Genomic DNA, 23,752 nt, shown 5'->3' with positions numbered 1-23,752 from the left:
TTTGAAACGGGGGGAAGGGGGCTAGTTGTTGGCGAGCAGGTGGAGCGCGGACAGGACGTCCTCCACCAACTGCCCGGGGGTGCGGCTGATGTCCAGTACCAGGCTGCCGGTGGCGGTTTCCTGTTCCGTCAGCGGTTCGAGGGTGGCGAGCTGGCTGGGCAGCAAGGTGGGCGGCATAAAGTGCCCCGTGCGGTTGTGGATGCGTTCGCCCAAGAGGTTGGGATCGCCGTCGAGGTGCAGGAAGACGACGTTTCCCTTGGCTTCAGTGAGCAGGTTGCGGTAACTCCGCTTGAGGGCCGAGCAGGTCAGGACCGTGCACTGCCCGGCTTCTGCCTGCTCTGTCATCCAGTCTCGGATAGCGGTCAGCCACGGCCAGCGGTCCTCGTCATTCAAGGGCGTGCCGCTGTTCATCTTGGCGATGTTGGACTGCGGGTGGAATTCGTCAGCCTCAGCCATAACCCAGCCAAGCCGGGCGGAAAGTGCCTCGGCGAGGGTGGTTTTACCGGCACCGGAAACACCCATCACCACAAGGTGGGTGGCAGCAGACTTCATTGCTCTACCTCCGTAGAAGACGTCGTTGGCTTCGGGTGAAGCTCCAGGCAACCGAAAACACTCGGCTCGAAAAATAAGATAGCACCATTTCAGGCCTAGATACTACCTTTTGGTGACACTGGTCATATCTTTCGAAGAAACGGCATAAAGTGGTTAATGCGCTGCGGCGCAGAGGAGGCAAGAATGTCGAGGGCGACACCCACTTCAGTGCCGGGTCCGGCAATAGGTCACCGGCCGGCGGCGGTGCCAGGATCCGGGCCGCGGCCAGTGCCAGGGGCCACTCCCGATGCCCTGCACGTGCGGGTGCTGGACGCCTTGGGCGGGGCGATCGTCGCTGGCGACATCCCGCCGGGCGAGCGGCTCACCCTCGAGGGCATTCAGCAGGAATACGACATCTCCCGCACCCTGGCCCGCGACACCATGCGCGTCCTCGAATCCATGAACCTGGTGTACTCGCGCCGCCGGGTGGGCATTGTGGTCCAGGAGCAGGAGCACTGGAACTACTACGACCCCAAGCTGGTGCGCTGGCGCCTGGCGTCCCGGCACCGCGCGGAACAATACGCCAGCCTCACGGAACTGCGCATCGCCGTCGAACCCATTGCTGCAGCAGGTGCCGCAAAACGCGCCGGTGCGGGAGAACGACGCCGGCTGGCAGCGCTCGCACGCGAGTTACGGACGCTGGGGGAGGCCGGGGACCTGGAGGCTTTCCTGGCAGCGGATATTGAGTTCCATCAACTGCTCCTGCACAGTTGCGGAAACGAGATGTTCAAAGCCCTCGATGTGATGGTGGCCGAGGTCCTGTCAAGCCGGACCAGGCAGGGACTGATGCCTTTCAAACCACGACCTGAGGCGCTCAAGGCGCATGAGGACGTGGCGGAAGCCGTGGCCGGCGGCGACGCTGCCGCCGCGGAAGCTGCAATGCACCACATCCTCGAAGAGGTCCGCACGGCGATGGGGATCTAGCGGCCGGTACTTCTAGTCTGTCAGCACCACAGCGATTCCCAGGCCGCCCAGCGCCACGCAGGCGAGGGCGGTCCAGAGCACGGCGGTGACGTCCGCGCCCAAGCGTCCGGCGGATAGGCCGTGTGAGCTGGCCCGGTAGCGCCGCCGCTGGGTGAAGTAGATTGCCCCCGCCGCGCCCGCCGAAACAGCGAACAGTGCCAGGATAGGCAGGCCATGCAGTGGCAGCCAGCGGAGGAAGATGGCGCTGACTGTGATGAGTGCCATCATGGTGCGGCCCCAAGCCAGGCTGGTCCGTTCGGGCTGCAGCCCCGGGTCCTGGTGCAGGGCGGGACGGCGCGTCCTTGCCGGCACGGACTAATCCAGCAGGATGACGACGAGCACCACCGCTGCTGCCAGCGCACCGGCGCCGGCGAGGAGGGGGACGATAAGCGGCAGGGGCAGCGGTGCCTTGTTCCGCATGCTGCGTTCCACCCGAAGCCAGCGGACGGCGGCGCCAGCGCTCAACAGCATGCCCAGGCCCAGAAGCAGGATGGCGATGCCCTGGCGGACAGGTTCAATAAACAGGTCCGCCGTGAATGCCTCGATGGCAATGCCCCCCGCCAGCAGTGCCAGTGACGTGCGGATCCACGCCAGGAAGGTCCGTTCATTGGCCAGCGTAAACCGGGGATCCGGTTCCGTTCCGCCGGGCAGCAGGCGCTCGGCAAGCCGGCTGCGCCGGAACGGCTCTTGTGCGGGAAGGGGCTCGGGGCTGGTCACTCTGCAAGTCTAGCCACGCCGTTGTTGGCCCTGGAATGGCCGTGACCCGCAGAAACGGTGACATCGTTCCTGCGGGGGGGGCGGGACCGCTGGTGCGTCACGGGCGCTACTTCTGGTCCGGCCCCAGGTCGGGGGCTGCCACGAAGCGAACAGCGCGGGTGGAACTGCCCTGCAATTCAAGGATTGCGATCTCGTTGTCGCCCTCGCAGATCAAGGGGCCGGGCACGTAGAGCGTGCGCTGCGGGCCCCGGCTCCAGTAACGGCCCAGATTGAAGCCGTTGATGAAGGCGTTGCCCTTGGTCCAGCCGTCGAGCCGGAGATAACGGTCCCCTGGCCCCGTCGCGGTGAACGTCCCGAACGACACTGACGGTCCCGCAACGCCCCCATTCCCCGTGAACTCCCGGGCCAGTGCGCGTAGCGGTGGCAGTTCGGTCAGGTCGAAGGGCAGAACGTTCCACCCTGACAATTCCTCACCGTCCAGGGTGGCGGGGCCGATCAGTCCTTTCGGTTCACCAATCCGTGGCCCGTAGTTCACCCGGCCCTGGTCCTCAACGAGGATCTGCAGGAGTCCTCCGCGGGGCAGCGCTTTGGACCGTTCACCAAGGTCCCGGCTCAGGATTCCGACCGGAACGCCGTCCAGGAAAAACTGCGCCCGGTCCCTGACTTCGGCGACGGACAGCAGGCCCCCGTGCTGCAGTGTCCGCTCGTAAAGATGGAATCCACGGTAGGTGCCGGTGACATCGCTGGTGGGAACGGCGTCGGAGGCCGTTGGTGCAGCGTTAAGTGCGGAAGCCGCCTCCAGCAGGGGGATGCCGGCACCCACGGTCACCACGGCTTCGGGTGCAGGTTCTGCCGGTACGGGTAACTCGTCCGGAACCTCGAAGTGCCGGGCGATGACCTCCCGGAAGGCAAAGTACTTCTCCGTGGGGTGCCCGTTTTCACTCAGCGGGGCGTCGTAGTCGTAGGAGGTGATGGTGGGTTCATAGATGCCTTTGTCGTTGGCACCGTTACTGAATCCGAAGTTGGTGCCGCCATGGAACATGTAAATATTGACGGAGGCACCAGCAGCGAGAAGGGCATCAAGCTCTGCTGCGGAAGCGGCGGCGTCGGTGGTGTGGTGCTGCGTTCCCCAGTTGTCGAACCAGCCGTTCCAAAACTCCGCGCACATCAGCGGACCGCTCGGTTGACGCTCGCGGAGAAAGGCCAGTCGTTCAACGGAGCGGGAGCCAAACGTGCCGGTCTTGTGCAGTTCCGGCAGCGAGCCGTCCTCGATCATGGTGCCGTCGGGCTGGTCGCAGCTGAAGAGCGGTACGTCCACGCCCAGACGTTTAACTAGGTCCACGAGGTGCTGCAAGTACGCCTTGTCATTGCCGTAGGCGCCGTACTCGTTCTCGATCTGAAACAGTATGACGGGGCCGCCGCGGGTAATCTGCCGCTCCACCACGAGGGGCAACAGGGACGTGAAATAGGCGTCCACTGCCGCAAGGTAGCCCGGTTCGCTGCTCCGCACACCGACGGTGGGGTCCTGGAACAGCCACGCCGGCAGGCCGCCGTTATCCCATTCGGCGCAAATGTACGGCCCGGGCCGGACGATGGCGCGCATGCCTTCGGCCGCCACCAGATCAAGGAAACGGCCCAGATCGAGTCCTCCATTGGCGTGGAATGTTCCGGGCGCGGGGGAGTGCTCGTTCCAGGGCACGTAGGTCTCGATGGTGTTCAGCCCCATGAGCCTGGCCTTGCGGATCCTGTCAGCCCACTGATTCGGGTGGACCCGGAAGTAGTGGATGGCTCCGGACAGGATGCGGAACGGTTTGCCGTTCAGCAGGAAGTCCTGGTTACCGATGGCGAACGAATCCATAAAGGTTTTCCTCATTTATTGACGCCGGACGGGTGCGGGGTTAGACGGGGCTTTCACGCAGGACGGCATGGAAGGCGTAGGCCGCGTTGCTCCAGATGACAAACAGCAGTGGTGCCGGCGCGAGGGCCACCCCCAGCACCGGGTGGAGTACGGAAGCCGTTGCGATGATGCCCAACAGCACCAGCATGGCCAGGCTGAGGTACCAGCGCTGGACGCAGAGGTACAAGGACGCCTTCATCAGGCTCTTCATCCGGGCTTCGGGAAGCAACACCACCCCCGCTGTGGCCGTAACGGCCAGGCTTACCGTGACGGCTGCCGCCACCAGGATGACCGGAACCAGCACGGCCGCAGCAGGCATGGCCTGGACAATCACCAGATCGACACCGAGGAACAGCAGAACAACTACAGCAGCAAGGCCCAGCAGGAAGGCGCGCAGGAATCCCCGCTTGTATCCGCGGAGGAACGCTGCCACGGGTTTCACGGCGGTACCTTCATCGTTCAGGGCCTGGAATGCGGCGAACAGCCCAGCGAGCGACGGCGGCACGGTCACCGAAAGTGCCAGGAAGAACGGCCAGGCCGCCGCTGGGTCTGCTACCAAGGCAAGGCACAGAACCAGTGGTGCGTTGGCCACCGCCATGAGGACATTCCCCGCGAGGAACGTGTAAACGAAACCGAAGATGTTCCCAAAGGTTTCAAATCCGGGTCCGGAGATCCGTCCAGGTCCCCGCCGCTGCGGTACAGAGGTGTGCTGGCGCACTCCCGTCACCCCTTCATGCCACTCGTGGCAATGCCCTGGATGAAGTAACGCTGGCCGACCAGGAAAATGATCAGGATTGGCAGCACCGAGATCACGGAACCGGTCATGATCATGGCATATTCGGCGTCGAACTGCCCCACAAAGGAGCGCAGCCCCAGCTGGACTGTCCACAGCCGGTTGCTGGTGAGGTAAATGAACGGGCCCATGTAGTCGTTCCAGGTGTTGACGAACGTCAGCAACGCAAGGCTGGCGAGGGCGGGTTTGGACAGCGGCAGGATCACGCGGGCCCAGATGCCGTATTCGCTGAGACCGTCGATGCGGGCAGCTTCACAGAGTTCATCAGGGATGGTCATGTAATACTGCCGCATCAAAAAGACGCCAAAGGCGCCGAATGCCTGCAGCAGGATCAGGGCGTTGAAGCTGTTGGTGAGGCCCAGATTCTGCATCATGATGTACTGCGGCACCATGTAGGCCTGCCAGGGCACGGCGATGGTTCCGATGTAGGCCAGGAACAGCACATCGCGGCCGGGAAAACGGACCTTGGAGAATCCATAAGCCGCGAGGGAGCCGGTAAGGACCTGCAGGCAGGTGATGATCACTGCAAGGTAAAGCGAGTTCTGCAGGTAGCCCAGCATGGGAATCCGCGACCAGATATCGCTGTAGTTGCTCCACACGAATTCAGTGGGGATCCACTGGATCGGGACTGTCAGAACCTGGTTGTTCTCCTTTAACGAGGAGGACATCATCCAGATGAAGGGCACCATGAGGCCCACCACCAGTACTGCCAGCACCGCGTAGATGACGACGTCGGTGATGCGGGACCTGCGTTCCCTGGTGGACCGTCTGCGCTGGGTACTCCGGCGGTCTTCGGGCGAGGGTTCCAACCCATTGCCAAGGAAGGGTGCCTCGGCCTTGAGGTCTTCGGCCATGTTGGTCATCAGCGTTCCCTTCGCTGTTGGATCTTGAATTGCACGACGGTGACCGTCAGGACGATCAGGAACAGCACGAGCGAAATGGCCGATGAGTAACCAAACTTCCCCTCGCCGATGCCTTCCTGGTAGATCAGCTGGGAGAGCACCGTGGTGGAGCGGCCGGGGCCTCCATTGGTCATGACCACGATGAGGTCAAATACCTTGAAGCTGGAGACCGTGAGCATCACCACCACAAAGAAAGTGGTAGGACGCAGGGACGGAATGGTGACGTTCCAGAATCGCTGCCAGGCACTGGCGCCGTCTACCTCGGCCGCCTCGTACAGCTCGGTAGGAATAGCCTGGAGGCCGGCTAAGTAGAGAATCATGTAGTAGCCCATGTCCCGCCACACACTGGTGATGATGACGGCGGGCATGGCCCAATCGGAGCTGGACGTCCAGCCTGGCGTCTCAGCGATGCCGATGGCGTTCAGGAACTGGTTAATGGGGCCGTTGTCCGGGCTGAACAGCATGTTCCAGACGACGGCGACGGCCACCAGCGAGGTGATGTACGGGAAGAAGATGGCGACCCGGAAGAAACCGATGCCCTTCAGCTTGCGGTTCAGCAGCATGGCCAGCGCCAGAGCCAGCGCCAGCGTAAGGGGTACGTGCCCCAGCGCGTAGACCACTGTATTGCGCAGGGCTATCCAGAAGGTATCGCTTTGGGCCATGCGCTGGAAGTTCTCCAGCCCTACCCAGCGTGGCGCGGTGAAGGAAGTCCATTCCATGAAGGAGAGGGCGAAGGCCGCCACCACCGGAATCAGCGTGAAGGCCAGGAAGCCCAGGAAGTTCGGCAGGATGAAGGTCCAGCCAATCAGGGTATTGCGCCGCGCCTGCTTACGGTTGCCCCTGCTGTTGAGCGGCGCTGGTGCCGGGGCGGCAACCGGCTTGTATGTTTCAGTCGTCATAGATGACCGCTCCCGGATACCGGGGCGTTCCTCCCATTCAGGATCGGAAAGTTTTGGGTTCCGCCCCTGCGCCGGCGACCGGCGCAGGGGCGGGGGAGGGCTACTTGCCGAGGACTTCACTCTTGACGCGCTTACCCATTTCAGCGATGCCGTCCGCCACGGTGCGCTCGCCAACCATGATCAGGTCGTGTTCCTGATTAAGGATCTTATCGGTGGCCGCGGACTTGTCGCTCACAGGCATTTCGAGGGCGGTCTCGTCCGGCGTGAAGGCCTTCCTGGAAAGCTCGTCGTTCGGCAGGCCTTCGAGCTGGAAGTAGGTGTCCGTTACTGCATCGTCCTGCAGGGCGGGCACCACGCCGATTTTGGAGATGGCCTTGGCGCCCCCTTCGCCGGCGGCCCATTCGATGAACTTTCGAGCCTCATCTGAGTTGGCGGCGTTCTTGTTCACGGCGAACGCCGTGGGGGAGCCGAAGGTGCTGACCTTCCCGTTTGACTCTTTCTGCGGCAGCGGAGCCAGGCCCCAGTCAACGTTGGTCTTGCCGTCCTTCTTGGCCTGCAGGAAGCCGGCGATGTACCAGGTACCCATCGGCATCATTGCGGCCTGGCCGGTTTCGAACATGGTGCGGTAACTGGTCTTCTGGCTCTTCGAGGTGCCGAAATCGAGCGTGGCACCACTCTGCTGGAGATCCAGGGCGGTGTTGTACTGGTTCTCGAAGAAGCCGTATTCGCCGCTGTTCTGGTCGCCATCGTTCTGTGCGGCGGCGATGGAGTGAACCACCGAGCGCCAGCTGTGGTGGTACGTGCCGTATACCGTCTTGCCGTCAGCGGTGGTGGTCAGCTTCTTGGCGAGGTCCGTGTACTCCTCCCAGGTGAGGTCGCTGGGGTCTTCAACGCCGGCGGCCTTGAGCAGTTCCTTGTTGTAATACAGCAGCCAGAAGTCCTGCCGGTACGGTGCAGCGTAGTACTTTCCGTCCATGTCGAAGGCGTCCACGCCTGCGAGGTTGTCCTTGCCGACTGCGTCCACTACGCCGTTGATTTCTTGCAGCTGGCCGTTGTTGGCATACCGGGCGTAATCTATGACGTTCTTCATGGTCAGGACGTCGGTGGTGTCTCCGCCTGCCAGCATGGTGGTGACTTTCTGGGGGTAGTCATCGGCAAGGATGTCCACCGGTTCGATGTCGATGTCCGGATTGGCGGCCTCGTACCCGTCAAACAGGGCCTTGAATTCCGGCGTGCCTTCGTAGTTCCACACCGAAACTGTCAGGCGGGTCTTGCCGTCCTGGCTTTGCGGTTCCGCCGTGCCGGCGGCACCTGCGCAACCGGACAGGCCAAGGCCGGCAGCTGCTGCCAGTGCGATGGCGGCGAGGGTTGTGCGCTTCATTGCGTTCTCCTTTATAGGGTTATAAGTTTGCCGTAGTGGCGGCGGTCTTTATGGTCAGGCGCTGAGGGAGAGGTCCTCGTGGACCACCTGGGCAAGGAGGTCCCTGCCGGTCAGGTAGCGTTCCAGGTCCTCAAGTGCTGCATCGGACATCCGCCGTGTCTCCGTTCCCAAAGACCCGGCAATATGGGGGGTGATGATCACATTGGGGAGGGTATACAGCACCGAGTCCGCTGGCAGGGGCTCGGGTTCAGTGACGTCCAGCAAGGCCGTGATGCGCCCGGTGGCGCATTCGGCTTCGAGCGCTTTCGTGTCCACCAGCGAACCACGCGCCGTGTTGATCAACGTGGCATGGTCCTTCATGGCCTCCAGTTCAGGAGCGCCGATCATGTGCCGTGTTTCCGGGAGGGCAGGGGCATGGACTGTGACGACGTCGGAGGTTTTGAGGAGCTCCTGAAGCGGGACGAGCCGCCCCCCGGCCGCGGCGACAGCCAGCGGATCGGCATGGGGATCGCTCACCAGGCACGTCACATCCTGCAGCTGCTGGACGAGCTGAACCACCCGACGTCCGATGCGGGAGAAGCCGATAACCCCGATGACCCTGCCGATGTTGCCGAGTTCGCCACGCTGGGTGGCGTAACTCCAGTCCTCCCGGAACGTCCGGGCATCGTTGGACAATACGTGGGCCTTTTTGCCTGCCAGGACAATGGAAGCGAAAGTGAACTCCGCCACCGGAATGGCGTTGGCGTCCGCGCCGTTCGTCACGAGTATGCCGCGCTCCCACAGCTCCTCGCTGACGAAGCTGCGCACGGTGCCGGCGCAGTGGAAGACGGCGCGAAGTTTGGGCATCTGCTCCAGCCTCGCCGCATCCAGGCGCGGCACACCCCAGCTGGTCAGGAGTATTTCTACTTCTGCCAGACGTCCTGACAGTCCCGGAACATCCAGCGAGTCCGTCCACGGTTCCTCACCGAGGTCCACCACCGCGCCCAGCCGCTGCAGGCGGGTGGAATCAAATTGATCAGCAAAGGTTCCACTGTTCATAACCAGCAGCGCCTTGGGCTTCAGTGACATAAGAACCCTCCTTTCTGCATTTCGTGGCAGGGACTTGCCGGACCGCATGATGTCTTGCATCACATCTAACATTCGGTAGATACTCATAAACAAGACGGATCATTCAAATCTGTCATGATCGATCCAATCCGTTCACACTCGAACAAATGAGATTAAATGTCCCCTTCTACTCCTGCTGCCGGACACGCTGAGCGAGTGCTTGCCTCCGCTTGGGGAGACAAGGGGACCGCTGCACGCCTGGAAAGCCTGCTGGCAGGAGCCGCCGGCAGGGTCCGGGTCCGGCCCGGAGTCGACTTAGCCTTGCCCCGGCCAGCCAGGGTTGCGGAGACCGCGTTGCGTCGGCAGGCATGGGAAGAGAAGGGGACTGCCTGGCCCCAGCCGCTTGCCTCGCTCTACGCCCGGTACTTCCGTGACGGGAACCGCACGGCCTACGAGGGCCTGGTGGCGGCGCGGCAGCAACGCCTGACCCGGGCAGTCCTCATGTGCCTGATCCCGGAGCCTGGCCGTCCTGCCGGCGCCGATGAGGAATGGCTCGATGAAGTGATCGACGGCGCCTACCTCCTGTGCGAGCAAAGCTCGTGGAGTTGGGCAGCCCATGACGACGTGTTCTCCCGGTCCCGGGAAGTTGTTCCGGACATGGCTCGGCCCTACCTGGATCTGGGGGCCGGGGAAGTAGCCGCACAACTGGCCTGGCTGGATCACGTCCTGGGCCAGCGACTCGATGAGCGGGTGCCGGGTCTGCGGCGCCGCATCCGCGAGGAAACGCTGGAACGGGTCATTCTGCCTTTCGTGGAGCGGATGGACTGGCACTGGCTTGGCTTGGACGGTGATGTCCATAACTGGAATCCCTGGATCCATTCCAACCTTCTGGCCGTGGCGATTTTCCTCGTGGACAACCCGGCGCTTCAGGCCCATACCGTCGCCCGGTGCATAGAGGGCCTGGACCGTTTCCTGGCTTCCCTGCCTGAGGACGGCGCGATTGACGAAGGCTTTGCGTACTGGTGGAACGGGGCAGGACGGGCGCTGGAAGGGCTGGCTCTGCTGGAGGAGGCCACGTCAGGGGCGCTAGACGCGGACCTTCCCATCATCCGCGAGATGGTGGCATTTCCCCACCGGATGCATGTGGCGGGCACGTGGTTCCTCAATGTGGCGGACGGTCCCGCCCGGGCCGCGACCACTCTTCCCTGGGGGATGCTGCACCGCTGGGCGCTCCGCCTTGGCGATGATGCGGCCAGCAGGCATGCAGCGGCGATGGCAGCCGGCAGCCTGGAGGCTGCGTCCGGGCTGGGCAGGGTTCTTCATGCGCTTCTTGATACGGTGGAGCAGGCTACCCGGCCCGAGGCGCCGCTGATTCCGTTCACCTATCTGCCTTCCGTGCAGATCATGGTGGCTCGAGAGGAAGGTGGCAGCCCGGCGGGCCTGCTTCTGGCTGCGAAGGGCGGCCATAACGGCGAACACCATAATCACCGTGACGTGGGGTCGGTAGTGGTGGCCGTGGATGGCGTTCCGTTGCTTGTAGACGCGGGTCAACCCACCTATACCGCCAAGACCTTCGGGCCGGAGCGCTATGAAATCCGTGCCATGCAAAGCGCCTGGCACAGTGTGCCCGCGCCCTTCGGCATGGAGCAGGGCACAGGCCGGGAGTTTGCCGCTGCCGAGCTAAGCCGGCCGGAACCAGGAGCACCCATACTCAGGCTGGCCATTGGGGCTGCCTACGGTCTGCGCCCCGAGCAGTGGATCCGCACCTCCTCACTGGACAGCAAGGCCAGGCGTGTGACTGTCACCGACAACTGGAAGCTGGTGTCACCTCCCGCGGGCGCCGGGTCCGACGTCGACATCACCTACCTGGCAGCCGGAACCGTCTCCTGCACTGAGGGCAGCGTGACTATCCTTCCCGCGGGTATTCCCGCTGCAATTTCCTCTGGGAGCACCGGGCGCGGAGCGGTTTTGCGCTGGGAGCCGGCGGCCGCCGTCGTACTCATTGACGAGTGGCACCTGGACGATCCCCTGCTGTCGGACGTCTGGGGCCAAAAGCTGACCCGCCTGCGTTTCCGCATGCCCGCCGGTCTTCAGGCCGTCGGCGTATTCACCCTCACCGTGGAGGCATCATCATGAGCCCTGAACAACCGCATGAAGCAGCAGGAAAGTCGCTGTTCTCCCTGCAACGGCGGGAGCGGTTGATGGAAGAACTGCGGGCCCACGGCGCCATCACCGTCCGCGAAATTGCCGTGAAGCTGGGAGTCAGTGAATTGACTATCCGGCGGGACGTAAACCTTTTGGCGGATGAAGGGCTGGTCTCGCGGGTTCACGGCGGTGCGACCCTTCCCAGCCGCCTGGACCGCTCGGCATCGGCGGCCCGGCAGCAGCCGCACAGCTACGCCATCGGAATGGTGGTGCCATCGCTTGATTACTACTGGCCGCAGGTCATCAGCGGTGCACGGGCCGCGGCGGAGGAGCAGAACCTCCGGATTCTGGTCCGCGGCTCCGCCTACGATGCCGCAGATAACCGCAAACAGGTCCAGGCGCTGCTGGATACCCAAAATATTGACGGGTTGATCGTGGCACCGGACATGACCGGAGAACAGGGCCACGAACTGCTGCGCTGGCTTAACGCGCTGCCCATACCGGTGGTGCTGGCCGAACGCCGTTCCCCCCTCGAAATTCCGGCACATCGGCTGGACTGGGTGGCCACCGATCACGCATTCGGTGCCGGAATCGCGGTGCGGCACCTGTGGCAGGAGGGACACCGCCGGATCGGCTGCCTGGCAGATGCCGCCAGCCCCACAAGTCCCCACGTGGTGCGCGGTTGGCAGCAGGCCTTGGCTGCCCTGAAAATCCCCTTGGAGGACTCAGTACACGAGGATTCCGCGAGGCAGGAAAACGGCGAGCGCACACAGCACTTCGATCACGTCCTTGAACTTTGTGACAAGTCCCGGACCACGGCGATGCTGGTCCACTCGGACACGCAGGCAGTGGCCTTCGTGCAGCACTGCGTGGACAGGGGACGGCAGGTGCCCGGGGATATGGCGATTGTGGGATACGACGATGAAGTGGCCTACCTCGCCGAGCCTGCCATTTCAGCTGTCCGGCCGCCCAAGCAATACGTAGGCAAGGTGGCGGTGCAGCTTATGGCAGCCCGGCTGGCTGAAGGACGGATGCGGCCTGTGCATCGAGTCGAACTCAATCCGGAGTTGATTCTGCGGGAGTCCTCCATTGGCGCACCGAGAATCTCCGTCGGCAACGTCCTGGGAGACTCCCAGTGACGGCCGAGTCAGCAGCTGCCTCCGGGGTGGCTCGGCACGCAAAGAGACCAAAAAGGGCAACGCTGCTCAGCGGTGCCGGCCGGTACTCGGATCCTTGGCATCCGTTTCCAGAGACGTCAGGCGCCTTGGCGGCGCTGCTTCGCGAGGCAGGGTTCGACGTCGGGATCCCTGACGATGTGGACGCAGCCCTGGCGGATCTGGCGGATCTGGGCGGGGACGAACTTCCTGACCTCTTGGTAGTCAATGTCGGTTTGCCCCGCGATGGCCTGCCGTCCCCGCAGACGCCCAAAGCTTCGGCCGGACTGCGGCGCTGGCTGGACTCGGGACGGCCCCTGCTGGCCAGCCATGTCAGTGCCACCAGCTTTACGGACCTGCCGGAATGGGAAACCGGGCTGGGCGGCCGCTGGATTCGGGGAACCTCCATGCACCCCGACTATGGGCCGGCCAGCATCACGATCAAGCCCGGTTCCGGGGGCATCGTTGACGGGATTGACGATTTTGAGCTGCTGGATGAGCGGTACAGCTACCTGCGGACGGCGCCTGGCATCAGTGTCCATGCGACCCATCTCCACGACGGGACCGAGCACCCGGTGATGTGGTCCTTGGAACGCCCGGCAACGGACGACGGCAGAACCGGCAGGACCTTCTACGACGCCCTGGGCCACGACGCCGCCTCCTTCCAATCCGCCGAACACCTGGAACTGCTCCGGCGGGCCATCCTATGGCTGAGCGCGCCTGACCCGCTTCAGCCAACTTCTGACTCCTGAGGATCTGAGGACCTATGCCAAGTACCGCTTCTTCCGTTGCCCTGAACCTGCCGCCGTTGGACTGGCAACTTTCACCCCGGACGGGACTCACCAGGGAGCACTGGTGCGGTTACGCTGACCACCTCCTGCGCTCTGCCCACCGCTATGCCTCTGAGGATCACGCGAACCTGTACCTGCCCGGAGCCAACAGTGCCTATGGCCCCCGCAGCGACTCACTGGAGGCTTTCGCCCGGACCTTCCTGCTGGCGGCCTTCCGGATGGCGGGGAATCCCGAGTCCACCGGCTGGATCGCGCAATGGTATGCCCAGGGGCTCGACGCCGGCACCGATCCGGCCAATCCGGACCGGTGGCCCACGCCGGGCGAGCTGGCACAAGCCAAAGTGGAGGCGGCTTCCCTGGCTGTGGGGCTTGCACTGACCAGGGACATGCTGTGGGACAAGCTTTCGCAACGGGTTAAGGAACAGCTGATCGCGTGGTTTGAGACGGTGATCGGCGAGGAGTACCCGCCCATCAACTGGGTGTGGTTCCAGATCGTCGTCGAAACCTTCCTGGCCTCTGTTGGCGGCCGGTACTCGGACGAGGACATAGACGCCGGGCTGGCCATCCATGATTCCCTGTACCGCGGCCACGGCTGGTTTGCTGATGGTCCTGAGCGGGCTTACGACCACTACGTGGGCTGGGCCTTCCAGGTGTATCCCCAGCTTCTGCAGATCATGGCTCCTGACGATCCCCGGGTCCAGGCCCGGACGCGACTAGACGGCGACCGCCTCGCCGATTTTCTTGACGACGCCGTGCACCTCGTTGGAGCGAACGGAGCCCCGCTCATCCAGGGCCGCAGCCTGATCTACCGCTTTGCCGCCGCCGCCCCGTTCTGGGTGGGCGAGCTCTCCGGCCACTCCAGGCTGGACCCTGGCGTCAGCAGGCGTGCCGCATCGGGCATCCTGAGCTACTTCACCAGCCGCGGCTCCGTGACCGGCGACGGGCTTTTGTCCATCGGCTGGCACGGCGAATTCCCTGGCATGAAACAGTCCTATTCCGGGGCGGGCTCGCCGTACTGGGCTGCCAAGGGCATGCTGGGTCTGGCCCTGCCACCGGAACATCCCGTGTGGACTGCTGTGGAACAGCCGCTGCCTGTGGAAACCGGGGACACGCAACGGCTGATTGCCGCTCCCGGCTGGCAGGTGAACGGAACCCTTGCCGACGGCGTCATTCGGGTGCGCAACCACGGTACTGACCATGCCACGGTCGGGGCTGCCGTGGCTGACTCGCCGCTGTACGCGCGGCTGGGGTACTCCACGCACAGTTTCCCCGACCTGGAGCCGGAGTCGCTGGATAACTCCGTGGTCCTGGTGGACAGCGAGGGCAGGCTCACCCACCGCACGGGTTTTGAGTTTCTGGGTCATCGGGAGGTCGGCGGGGTGCTGGCAGGTGCCTCCCGCGGCGTCGTGAAGTGGATCGACGTCGACCCGGATGCCGGGCCCGATCACGGCAGCGGCGCTAAGGGAACGGCCACCCTGGGGCCGGAGGTCACGGTGGTCTCAGTCACTCGCGGAGCAGTGGAGCTGCGCCTGGTCCGGGTTGCCGGCACTGTAGGCAGCGCCGCTGGTGAAAGCAGCCTGTTGCGGATCGGTGGCTGGCCTCTTGACGCGGGTGCATCCCTTCGAAGCGAAGTCCGCGCGGTAGACGCGCAGGGGCAGGCACTGGATGACGCCGGCAACCGGGTGCGTGTAGCTCCACACCCGATGGGGGAGGAGTTGACCATTCCCTGGGTGGGTACGTCCGTGCCTGTGACCGATGGTGAGTATGCGGTCCTGGTCGGGCTGGGCGGAGAGACCATGACGGCGGAGCTGGATGGCGCGCGTCTTTCCGGCGGCAACCGCTTCATCTTCGCCGATGGAACCACCGTAGACCTCGACGCACTGTGGACGGATCTGCTTTAGCTGCCCGTGGATGGGGCGGCTGCCTGGGCATGCGCCCGCGGCGCCTCGCGCATGAGGGCTGCGTCAATCAGTGGTGTTCGACCCAGCAGGCAAGGATGGTGGTTGAGAGCTGGTAGGCCAGGGCGTTGCGGGTGATGCTCTCCGGTCCCAGGGTTGCAGGGAGGTCGGTGGCGTCCACGTGAAGGACGAAGCTGTCTTTTTGGAATACTGCTGACCCGTCTGTGGTCTCGTAGGCCGGGAACCCCAGGCTGGCGAGCCCTTTGATGGGCGTGGCGTTTTTTGCCAGGGCCTGCATGGCGTCAAAGTGGGTCAATGCCGTGGCTTGGTCGGTGGCTTCTTTGACGGAGATTTCCAGGTCACCTTCATCCAGGTGGTAGGTGCAGGTGAAGGTGCTGTCGGCCCAGTTGCTGACTGTGTGGGGCGTCCCCTTCAGGTCCAGTATTGCGGTGAGCCGGTCCATGGGCTGGTCCCCGCAGATCATCTTCGCTGCATCGCTGGGCCCGTCCGCTTTCGTAAGCGGAGCGAGTGTTTCTTCGCTGTGGTGCGTGCCGCTGTGGCCGCCGGCCGTGTCGGATTGCGGTGACGCGCCGGTCGGTGCGGGGGCGGCTGAGGTTGGCGCAGGCGCTGTTCCTGAGGATCCGGTTGCAGCGGTGCAACCGGTGAGCAGGAGGGCGGACATGGCCAGCGGGGCCAGCAGGGTGTGGGGGTGGTTCATTCCTCGTCCGTCCTTGCCGCCGTCCAGATAGAGGGACCGGCGGCCGGGTTGTCAGGCTTTGAGTTTGGCGTAGATGACGTAGTTGTCGTTGAAGAGTCCCGTGGCGGGGTCGTACCCGTCGCAGGTGATGAGGCGGAGTTCGGGGCCGGGTGTATTGCCGTAGACCTCGAAGGTGGGGAAGCTGTTCTTGCTGTAGAGGGCCCCGCGATCGACGGTGAATACGGCCGTGCTGCCATCGGTTCGGGAAACGTTGATCTCATCGCCGGGTTTAAGTTTTTGGAGGTCCGCGAAGACACCCTTGTTTCCGCCAAGAGCGTTGACGTGCCCCAGTATTACGGATGGTCCAGGCTCACCGGGGGTGGGGGAGCCGTGATACCAGGCCGCAGGGGAGCCGCTGCCGGTGTCCTCGGGGACCTCCAATGACCCGTTCTCCCGAAGCCCCATACGCAGCAAATCAGTGCGGACGTCGATCGCTGGAATGCTCAGCGTGACCGGTGCAGATGCGGGCATGACAAAATTCACCGGAACCGCAGGGGTTGCCGGCGCCGGCAGGGAAGGCTGGGCGGTGCCGGCGGCTGCCGACGGCGGCGCCGGAGCAGTGGCTGGTGGTGTGCCGGTGCCGCAGCCGGTCAGTGCCAAGGCGAGCAGAAGCCCGGCTGCCGTGGTGGTCTTCAAACCTCCACGGCGGCCGGGCTTCGTGCTTGTCACAGTGTCGAACCGGTCAGCGGTGTTCAGCCGGCTGATTCTGCGTTGCGACGACGGAGAACGTAGGCGCCGGTTGCCAAAGCGATGAGGGTCAGCCCCCCGCCGATAGCGAGTGCTCCGGTGTCGGTGCCGGTTTCCTGGGCTATGCCGGTTTCAGCGCCGCCGACGGGCATCTTCATCTGTCCGGCGGTCAGCGTCCCGCACAATGCCGGCGACGTTGCTGCCAAAGGCAGTTCGGGAATGAGGTCGGACTTGGCTGCCGCGCCGGCCGGGCTGAGGGTGGCCGGGTCGAGGCCATGGACAACGACGACGGCGGTCCCGGCGTCGAGGGCTGCCTTGGTCTCAGCATTCAGTGGGAACGTCCGGTCAATCGTGTAAGCGGCACCCTGGCCGGCGGCCTTGATGTCCAAGCCGGCAGCGGGGCTGGTGTCGCCGCTGACGGAGAGGGTGGTGAGGATGCCGCCGTAGTTGGGTGCGCCCTCGGTGGTGGAGATAACCTGGTCACCATCCTTGTCAGCCGAAGGGTCCGGGCAGGTACCCTGCGCCCCGCCGTGGATGTGCTGGACGTGCGGGTAGGGCATGTCCATAAACGTTGCGGGCATACCCGAAACGTTCAGCACCACATGAGCCTCCTCGCCCGTGACGTGAAGTTCGATGGTGGCTGCACCGGAACTGCCGTTGAGCTGGCCCAGAGTGGCCTGGTAGGACTGGTCAGCGGCCATGGCCGGCGATCCGGAAAGGGCAAGTGCGCCCAGGGCCAGGGTAGGTACTGACATAAAGCGGAGTGACTTGTTCATCTGAAATCTCCTCATACACGCGCGTGTGATGGTGACTCCCCAAGAAAGGGACACCAGTCTTGAAGCAGACCATCCCACCGCAAACTGAGGATGTGTCCTATATCACAGTGTAGGGCCAAATGCTAAAGCGTAACCCGAAAGGTTCCCTATTTCTGATGGGCGCTTGCGAGGGGTTTCGGGCACCTGCGCTACTGAGAGTCTTCCGCAGCTGGCTCCTCGGCGTACTCGTCGCGTGCGCTGATCAGCAGACCAAGCGCCGCGCCCGCCACACATACGATTGCGGTGATTAAGAAGATTTCGCCGTACTGCAGGGCGTACGCTTCGCGGACCCGGCCGGCCTCAGCTGCCACCCGTTCCTCAAGTGTGCCGCCCGTCCCGGCGGGCAGGCTGGCCAGATGCTGGTTGAACCGGTAAAGGCCCCAGGCGCTCAGCGCCGCGATGCCCAGCAGCATACCGATCATGCGGGCGACCACGACCGCTGCCGACCCGATCCCGTGCTGGGCGGCCGGAACCACCCGAAGTGTCGCCGAGGACAGCGGGCCGATCACCAGGCCGAGACCCAATCCGGCGATTGCGAGGTCGGTGTCCAGTGTTGGCAGGGAGAACAGTCCGAGATCATGCTGTTCCGCCAGCACGTCGACGCGCCACTGTGCAATCAGCAGATAACCTACAGCGGCGATGAGGAGGCCGGTGCAAGCGACGATCCGGTCGCCGATCCGGGTGGCCAGCCAGCCGCCGAGCAGCGCCCCAACCGGCAGCGCGACGAGGAAGCGCAGCAGCAGGAGGGCGGCCTGGTTCTGGTCCTGGCCCAGAACAGCCTGACCGAACAGTTCGACGTTGACCAGCGTCACCATGAGCGCAGCGCCTGCAGCCATCGATGCGCCAAGCGCTGCCAGGAATGGTCCAAGGTGCACTCCCACCGGCTCCAGCAGGCGGGTGCGGGCGAACCTCTCCCATACGAAGAACGCGACGGCCGCCACCGTTGCGGCGATCAGCACTGGCATTCCCCAACTTGGCAGCACCGATTCGCCGTCGGGCTTGGGGTTGTAGAGCCCAATCACGGTCAGACCCAGGGCGACGGCCAGCAGCAGACCGCCGAGCACGTCCACCTTCTGGGGAGTATCAGTTTTCTGCCGGCCGGGAACGCTGAAGTGGATCATCACCATCGCGATCGCCGCAAGCGGCACGTTGACCCAGAAAATGGCCTGCCATTGCTGGAACAGCCCAACCAGGGCGATGCCGTAGATCGGACCGAGCACGCTGCCCAGCTCCTGGGCCGCACCGACGCCGCCGAGCACAGCTGCACGCTTACGTGCAACCCACAATTCGGCAGCCAAAGCCAGTGTCACGGGCAGCAGGGCCCCGCTGGCGGCGCCCTGGAGAGCGCGGCCCAGGACCAGCACGGTGAGATCGGTGGACAGTGCCGTGACCACCGATCCGAGTGCGAAGCCGGCCAGGCTGGCCTGGATGAGCAGCTTGCGCCCGAACCGGTCCGACGCCCTGCCCAGCAGTGGCATAGCTGCGATATAGCCCAACAGGTAGCCGGTGATGATCGGCGTAACCCGCTGAAGCTGATTCACTCCAATGCCGACGTCGCGCATGATGTCGGTCATGATCGTGACGACGACGTACGTGTCCAGCGCGCCCAGCGTCACCGCAAGGCTGGCAGCGCTGATCGCGACGCGACGGTTGGTCGGCGCCCGCCCGGCGGCGAGGGGCGGGCCCTGGATCAACTTGCCGGGTTGTCGACGGTGACCGGCACGCCCCACTTGGACAGGGTCATCGTGACGGTGTTACCGGAACTGGGTTCCAGCTGGACCTGCGTTAGTTCGCTTCTTTCTTCGGAGATCCAGACGGTGCCGGGTATGGGGTCAGCCGCCCCGATCTGGGGTGCAATCTTGTTGACCGCGTCCGCGGTGACGTTGCCCGTGATGCGTACAGAATTTGCGCCTTCGACGGCCTCGTTGCCGTCGATCGTGGCATCGGAGAAGTTGGCGAGCACGTTGGCCAGCCCCGCATCTGGGTCCAGGATCGTCGCGGGGTCGTAGACCTGGGAAGCCGGCCCGAAGTTGGACAGGCTGCCCCCTGACGTGATGGCGGCCCAGAGGTCGCCGTCGAAGACGACAAACTCAACCCCTTTGAGCTGCTGGCCAAGGTATGTCATGTCGAGTGTGCCCTTGGCGGCGACTGCGGGATTCCGGGTGAGATCGCCCTCGATGAACTCGACAGGCAGCCCTTCGATCTCGCCCTCAACCATGAGCTTGAGATGCGCACTGGTCTGCTCTTTGGTGGCCTCACTCGACTCCTGCACCAAAGCAGCGGGGTCGGGAGTATCCTCCGGCGATGGGGCAGGGGAGGGGGAGGGGGATGTGCACCCTGCAACCAGGGCGACGACGGCAATCAGAGGCGCGAAGATCGCCACAAAGCGGCTTTGCTTGGATGCACTATACATGGCCGAACTCTACATGACTGCCTCACATTGCTGAAGGCTTGCCCTGACAGTACTTGCTTGCATGAAACTGCTCCCCGGAAGTCGGAACTGAAGTTCTCAGTCCAACGTCCGGGGAGCAGTTCAATCCCTGCAGGGCCTTTCGGTTTGCCGGCGCTACCTGTTCGCGGTGCTACTTGTAGGCCGTGCTACTTAGACGAGGCGAAGTAGCTCACGCATTTTCCTTCGTTCTTGAACCCCGGATCAACGTTCGTGGCCCAGCCATTGTTGAGGCAGGCGGCTTTTCCTGTCGTGAAGTTCACTGTGTATTCGCGAACGCTGCCGTTCGGCGCAGTCACGGTGACCGTTGCTGCCGGGTTCTCGGCAGTTGCCTGCACCACGGACACCAAGGCGCTCGTATCCAAGGGGTAGGCCGCCACGGTAGGCCTGACTGCCGACGACGTCAGTACGGTGTAGTCGCCGGTGCCGGGCGCAAAGCCGGTGACGGACCTCTGATCCACCAGCAAACGGCCCAGATCGGCGAGGCCCGCCTCCCCCAGCCGGGTGCCCGCGATGGCGACCTCGGCCACCTTGGTGTAAGAGCCCGGAGTGGCCAGTACCACCCGGATGCCATGTGTTTGCACGGCATTGAAGGACACCTTTACCGGCGCAGTGAGGGTAGGGCCGGCGACTGTACCGGCGGAGGTATCCTGCCAGGTTCCGGCTGGATCCTGATACTGGACCTTGAGGCTCGCAGGTGCTTTCTCGGCCAACGTTACGGTGACCGAGTCCACGGTGTAGTCCCGCCCGAACGCGTACGTGAGGCTGTCGCCGCTGCGGCCTCCACTGACCCAGTTGGACCAACGGGTGGATACGTTGCCGTCGCAGGTGTTCTTTGCAACAAACGCACCCTCCGTATAGGTTGCCGTGACTGCCGTAGCCGCATCGTCCCGGCAGATGTTGCTGCTGGGGATCCGGTTCACCACCAGGACGGTCAGCAGCGCGTCCAACGGTGTGCCGCCGTCGACGCCGGTGCTTGCCTTTCCGGAAACGGTGGCGGTTCCGGGAGCCTGCAGTACGGAGGCGTCCAGGCTGCTCCAGTCCCATGTCACGGCGAGGTTGTTGCGTACAGTGGCGGTGCCCACCTGTCCGGGGACAGTGGTGGGAGCTGCTGCCTGCACGTCGGCAACGGTGGCACCCTCTCCCACTGTGACCGAAACAGGATCGGTGCCCGTGTACGTTCCAACGGTCACGGTGACCTTGGCATCGGTAAAGGACTGTCCGTAAACGTCGGTCCCGGAGCCGCTGATGGTCACGGTGCCGCGCTTATTCCACACTGCCGGATCGACACTGTCCCACTGGACCGCTACCGGGCGGCCTTCTCCGTTGGCATACAGGGGAGTGACTGTGGGCGGCAGTACCGGGGCTACGCCAAGCGGCGTGCCCAGTTCCACCGCTTTGACGCCCTGCAGCAACAGGTCCTCGAGATCCGTGAGTCCCCAGGACTGGTGGAGGCTGCCGGTGGCGGTAGCCGTGGTGCCCGTTGAAGAGCCGAGCGAAACAGGTGCGCCGGCCGCTGTCTGGTTACCGGAGACCTGGAGGGCGATGGCAGCCGCGGCATTCACCAGCGACCACTGTTTGCCGTTTTCCGTCATGGGAACCCACTGCGCCGAAGGATCCGACAGCGCCTGTTCAGTACTGAGGGTGCCCAATGACGCGGCACCGGCGTGGCTGGCATTCAACACGCCGCCGTTACCCTTAAGCACCCGTCCGTCTTTGTTGGTGACCACCCAGCGGCGGTCATTGGCGTACTGATCCTTGCCCGGCACCGCGGTGAAGGTCCACAGTTGGGTGTTGACCTCAGCCGCCGAGGTTCCCGGGTCCTGGATAGAGACGGTTCCGTCGGGGCGGGCCGTGAGGTACTTCCCGCTGGCATCGCCGGTGAGGTGATAGGTGTGACCGTCCTGCACAGGCGCGGCGTCCTCCGCGACCCCGCTGACGCCGTCTACCAGGAATGTCACCACTGAGGCGGCAGGAACATCCAGCGTTGCAGATTTAGTGGCGGTATCGACGGCGACGGGGGAGCCCTTAACAAGAGCGTTGCGTTCGATGTCGTCCAGCGGCGACTTCGTGGTGACCACCGGGGTGACCGTGGCACCGGGACCGATCATGGCGAAGCGGCTGAGATCGACGGTGACCTTTTCCGCCGTCGGGGTGTCATTGAAGTGCACCAGTGTGGCGCCGTTGCCGTCGGCGTCCAGCGCGCTGGCCGTCTTGGCGTTGTCGTTCTGGATCAGGAAGTCACCGGGACGGATGTAATGCGTGAAGTTCCGTGTGGTGTTGTACTTCTGGTTGGTCAGGACTTTGCACTTGGCTGCCTCGCCGGTGGCGCCATCGTTGAGGCGGCGGTTGGAGAAGCCTTCGCGGCCCTCGTAGTTGCAGTCAAAGTCAATGTAGATGGAGCCCCAGCCCTTGTTGGCTTTCTCCTGCTTGTAAGTATCCTCGACAGGCTGCCAGAAGACCCAGGCGTCCGGCTCGAGCTCGCGAAGGTCGTTCACCATGCGGCCGGCAATGCCCAGGCCGTTGGTGATGTTGGAACGGTCCCAACCGCTGGTGGAATCGCCCAGGGCCGGATTGCCGTTCCAGAAACCACCCACTTCACTCATCCACAGGGGCTTGTCCGTGGAGGTGGCCAGGTCGCGGACCCGGCGGCGGTCGTTGGTGCCGTAGGTGTGGACGTTGAGCTGGGCGACGGCGTTCTTGGCCTGCTGGCTATAGCCGTTCCAGTTGGTCATGAACCTGCTGGGATCAGTCTCATCCATGGCGGAGATGACAGCGTCCGTGGTGGTGCCGTCCTTGGCCAGTTCAGCCGCGAGGTGCTTGATGATGCGGTCCTGGGCGGCCGGGTAGATGAGCGCGCCCTCCTGCTTTTGTGTGTAGGTGGTGGGCGGCTTGCCCGTGGCCGGGTCGATGTCGGTACCCCAGTAACCTGAGTTCGGTTCATTGAACGGATCAATGGTGTCCACCGTGATTCCGCTGCCTTTTTCCAGGAGTTCGACGGCGTTCTTCATGTAGGCGGCAAACTTCCCCTCCGCCTGGGGCAGCAGGTTCTCGCCCTTGGCGGTGTTGACCTGGCCTGATACGTAGCCGCTCCTGGTCATGAACCACGGCGGGGAGTTGCTGAAGGCCTCCCAGTGGGAGATCTGGTCGTCTGCGGCGAGCCGCTCCACCCACCAGCGCTGGTTCTGGTCAGCGTCCGGGTTGTACGAGGAAGGATCATCCGGGTTCCACTGATCCAGGAAGGCGAGCTTGTTGGCCTGGGTTTTGTCCACAGAGCCGTCCGGGTTGTACAGGTTTGAGGCTGCCTTGCCCGCCTCCGGTTCGGTGACCGGGTTCCACCAGCCTTCCACCGCGCTGCCGTCATGAAGGTAGTCCGGCACGTCCGAGGCATGGCCGCCACCTACGTTGTAGCGGGCGATATTGAGGTTGAGTCCGTTTTCGCCAAAGACTTTCTGATAAAGCTCTTCGCGCAGCTCCGGAGCGTAGCCTGCTGTGGCATTGGCGAACCAGACGAGGCTGGTACCCCAGCCTTGGAAGGCCTCGCTGCGGCTGGCCGGATTGGGGGTGATGGTTACGGCGGTGGCTGCATCTGCAGCGTGCGCCGGGGCCGGTTGCGGCAGGAGCGCCAGACCAGCTGCAGCTGTCACCGCCGCGGCCAGGACGGCGACTGGCCGCCGGAATCCTCGATGGGAAAACGTCATTGTTATACCTCTTGGTCTTTGAGTGTGGTGACGAGCCCGGACCTGGGTGAAGATGCTCATAGCGGTCAGCCCGGGCACTGCGAGACTAAGGTCGAACCGGCTCCGGAACAAGGCAATCGAACAGGAACGACCAAAGTCGCTCACAGCCATTCATGCTCGCCCTTT

Annotated in this window: 20 protein-coding genes; 5 read left to right on the top strand and 15 right to left on the bottom strand. The window is 63.9% G+C overall.

From position 1 onward, the window contains the following. Positions 1-21 precede the first annotated feature (21 nt). A complete protein-coding gene (locus AC50X5_RS05590) occupies positions 22-552 on the bottom strand; it encodes a gluconokinase (RefSeq protein ID WP_494975084.1) in 531 nt (176 codons plus the stop codon). A gap of 183 nt (positions 553-735) precedes the next feature. On the opposite strand from AC50X5_RS05590, the gene AC50X5_RS05585 reads away from it, so the two are divergent. Continuing rightward, positions 736-1,515, top strand: coding sequence for a FadR/GntR family transcriptional regulator (locus AC50X5_RS05585; protein WP_494975083.1), 780 nt, complete (start codon positions 736-738; stop codon positions 1,513-1,515). A gap of 12 nt (positions 1,516-1,527) precedes the next feature. Here the strand turns inward: AC50X5_RS05585 and AC50X5_RS05580 are convergent, their stop codons facing one another. From AC50X5_RS05580 to AC50X5_RS05545, 8 genes are all read right to left on the bottom strand, one after another. Then, positions 1,528-1,866, bottom strand: coding sequence for a DUF202 domain-containing protein (locus AC50X5_RS05580; RefSeq protein ID WP_494975082.1), 339 nt, complete (start codon positions 1,864-1,866; stop codon positions 1,528-1,530). A 3-nt stretch (positions 1,867-1,869) separates the two neighbouring features. Further along, on the bottom strand, positions 1,870-2,271 hold the full coding sequence (locus tag AC50X5_RS05575; RefSeq protein WP_494975081.1) for a YidH family protein: 402 nt from the start codon (positions 2,269-2,271) through the stop codon (positions 1,870-1,872). A gap of 106 nt (positions 2,272-2,377) precedes the next feature. Beyond that, the gene (locus AC50X5_RS05570; RefSeq protein WP_494975080.1) at positions 2,378-4,129 is read right to left on the bottom strand and encodes a glycoside hydrolase family 35 protein; all 1,752 of its coding nucleotides are present in this window, start codon (positions 4,127-4,129) and stop codon (positions 2,378-2,380) included. Between the two features lie 40 nt (positions 4,130-4,169). Then, a complete protein-coding gene (locus AC50X5_RS05565; protein ID WP_494975079.1) occupies positions 4,170-4,886 on the bottom strand; it encodes a DUF624 domain-containing protein in 717 nt (238 codons plus the stop codon). Positions 4,887-4,891: 5 nt separating this feature from the next. After that, the gene (locus AC50X5_RS05560; protein WP_494975078.1) at positions 4,892-5,824 is read right to left on the bottom strand and encodes a carbohydrate ABC transporter permease; all 933 of its coding nucleotides are present in this window, start codon (positions 5,822-5,824) and stop codon (positions 4,892-4,894) included. After that, entirely contained in the window at positions 5,824-6,762 is a 939-nt protein-coding gene (locus AC50X5_RS05555; protein ID WP_494975077.1) for a carbohydrate ABC transporter permease, read from the bottom strand. The genes AC50X5_RS05560 and AC50X5_RS05555 overlap by 1 nt, the downstream gene beginning before the upstream one ends. A gap of 100 nt (positions 6,763-6,862) precedes the next feature. Continuing rightward, positions 6,863-8,143: an ABC transporter substrate-binding protein gene (locus AC50X5_RS05550; RefSeq protein WP_494975076.1), complete on the bottom strand. Its 1,281-nt coding sequence runs from the start codon at positions 8,141-8,143 to the stop codon at positions 6,863-6,865. Between the two features lie 54 nt (positions 8,144-8,197). Further along, entirely contained in the window at positions 8,198-9,211 is a 1,014-nt protein-coding gene (locus AC50X5_RS05545) for a hydroxyacid dehydrogenase (protein WP_494975075.1), read from the bottom strand. A 156-nt stretch (positions 9,212-9,367) separates the two neighbouring features. Here AC50X5_RS05545 and AC50X5_RS05540 point away from each other — a divergent pair, with 156 nt between their 5' ends. The 4 genes from AC50X5_RS05540 to AC50X5_RS05525 are packed head-to-tail and all read left to right on the top strand — an operon-like array spanning position 9,368 to position 15,181. After that, on the top strand, positions 9,368-11,326 hold the full coding sequence (locus tag AC50X5_RS05540; protein ID WP_494975074.1) for a heparinase: 1,959 nt from the start codon (positions 9,368-9,370) through the stop codon (positions 11,324-11,326). Further along, complete coding sequence (locus AC50X5_RS05535) at positions 11,323-12,474, top strand: LacI family DNA-binding transcriptional regulator (RefSeq protein ID WP_494975073.1); 1,152 nt, start codon at positions 11,323-11,325, stop codon at positions 12,472-12,474. Before AC50X5_RS05540 ends, AC50X5_RS05535 begins: the two co-directional genes overlap by 4 nt. After that, the gene (locus AC50X5_RS05530; protein ID WP_494975072.1) at positions 12,471-13,241 is read left to right on the top strand and encodes a ThuA domain-containing protein; all 771 of its coding nucleotides are present in this window, start codon (positions 12,471-12,473) and stop codon (positions 13,239-13,241) included. The genes AC50X5_RS05535 and AC50X5_RS05530 overlap by 4 nt, the downstream gene beginning before the upstream one ends. 14 nt (positions 13,242-13,255) lie before the next feature. Further along, entirely contained in the window at positions 13,256-15,181 is a 1,926-nt protein-coding gene (locus AC50X5_RS05525; RefSeq protein WP_494975071.1) for a DUF2264 domain-containing protein, read from the top strand. A gap of 67 nt (positions 15,182-15,248) precedes the next feature. On the opposite strand, the gene AC50X5_RS05520 is transcribed toward AC50X5_RS05525, so the two are convergent. The 6 genes from AC50X5_RS05520 to AC50X5_RS05495 form a co-directional block, all read right to left on the bottom strand. Continuing rightward, entirely contained in the window at positions 15,249-15,896 is a 648-nt protein-coding gene (locus AC50X5_RS05520; protein ID WP_494975070.1) for a hypothetical protein, read from the bottom strand. Between the two features lie 51 nt (positions 15,897-15,947). Then, complete coding sequence (locus AC50X5_RS05515; RefSeq protein WP_494975069.1) at positions 15,948-16,571, bottom strand: class F sortase; 624 nt, start codon at positions 16,569-16,571, stop codon at positions 15,948-15,950. 56 nt (positions 16,572-16,627) lie between these two features. Beyond that, positions 16,628-17,398 carry a hypothetical protein gene (locus tag AC50X5_RS05510; RefSeq protein ID WP_494975068.1) on the bottom strand — a complete coding sequence of 257 codons (771 nt, stop codon included), beginning with the start codon at positions 17,396-17,398 and terminating at the stop codon, positions 16,628-16,630. A 188-nt stretch (positions 17,399-17,586) separates the two neighbouring features. Beyond that, on the bottom strand, positions 17,587-19,167 hold the full coding sequence (locus AC50X5_RS05505; RefSeq protein WP_494975067.1) for an MFS transporter: 1,581 nt from the start codon (positions 19,165-19,167) through the stop codon (positions 17,587-17,589). Then, complete coding sequence (locus tag AC50X5_RS05500; protein WP_494975066.1) at positions 19,128-19,850, bottom strand: LppX_LprAFG lipoprotein; 723 nt, start codon at positions 19,848-19,850, stop codon at positions 19,128-19,130. The genes AC50X5_RS05505 and AC50X5_RS05500 overlap by 40 nt, the downstream gene beginning before the upstream one ends. 185 nt (positions 19,851-20,035) lie before the next feature. Continuing rightward, positions 20,036-23,587 (bottom strand): discoidin domain-containing protein, encoded by a 3,552-nt coding sequence (locus tag AC50X5_RS05495; protein WP_494975065.1) that lies wholly within the window; start codon positions 23,585-23,587, stop codon positions 20,036-20,038. Positions 23,588-23,752: the final 165 nt, after the last annotated feature.

Source organism: Pseudarthrobacter sp. MDT1-40-2 (assembly GCF_059383595.1).
The sequence above is the reverse complement of the archived record's forward strand: the minus strand, read 5'-3'. Positions and strand labels throughout refer to the sequence as shown.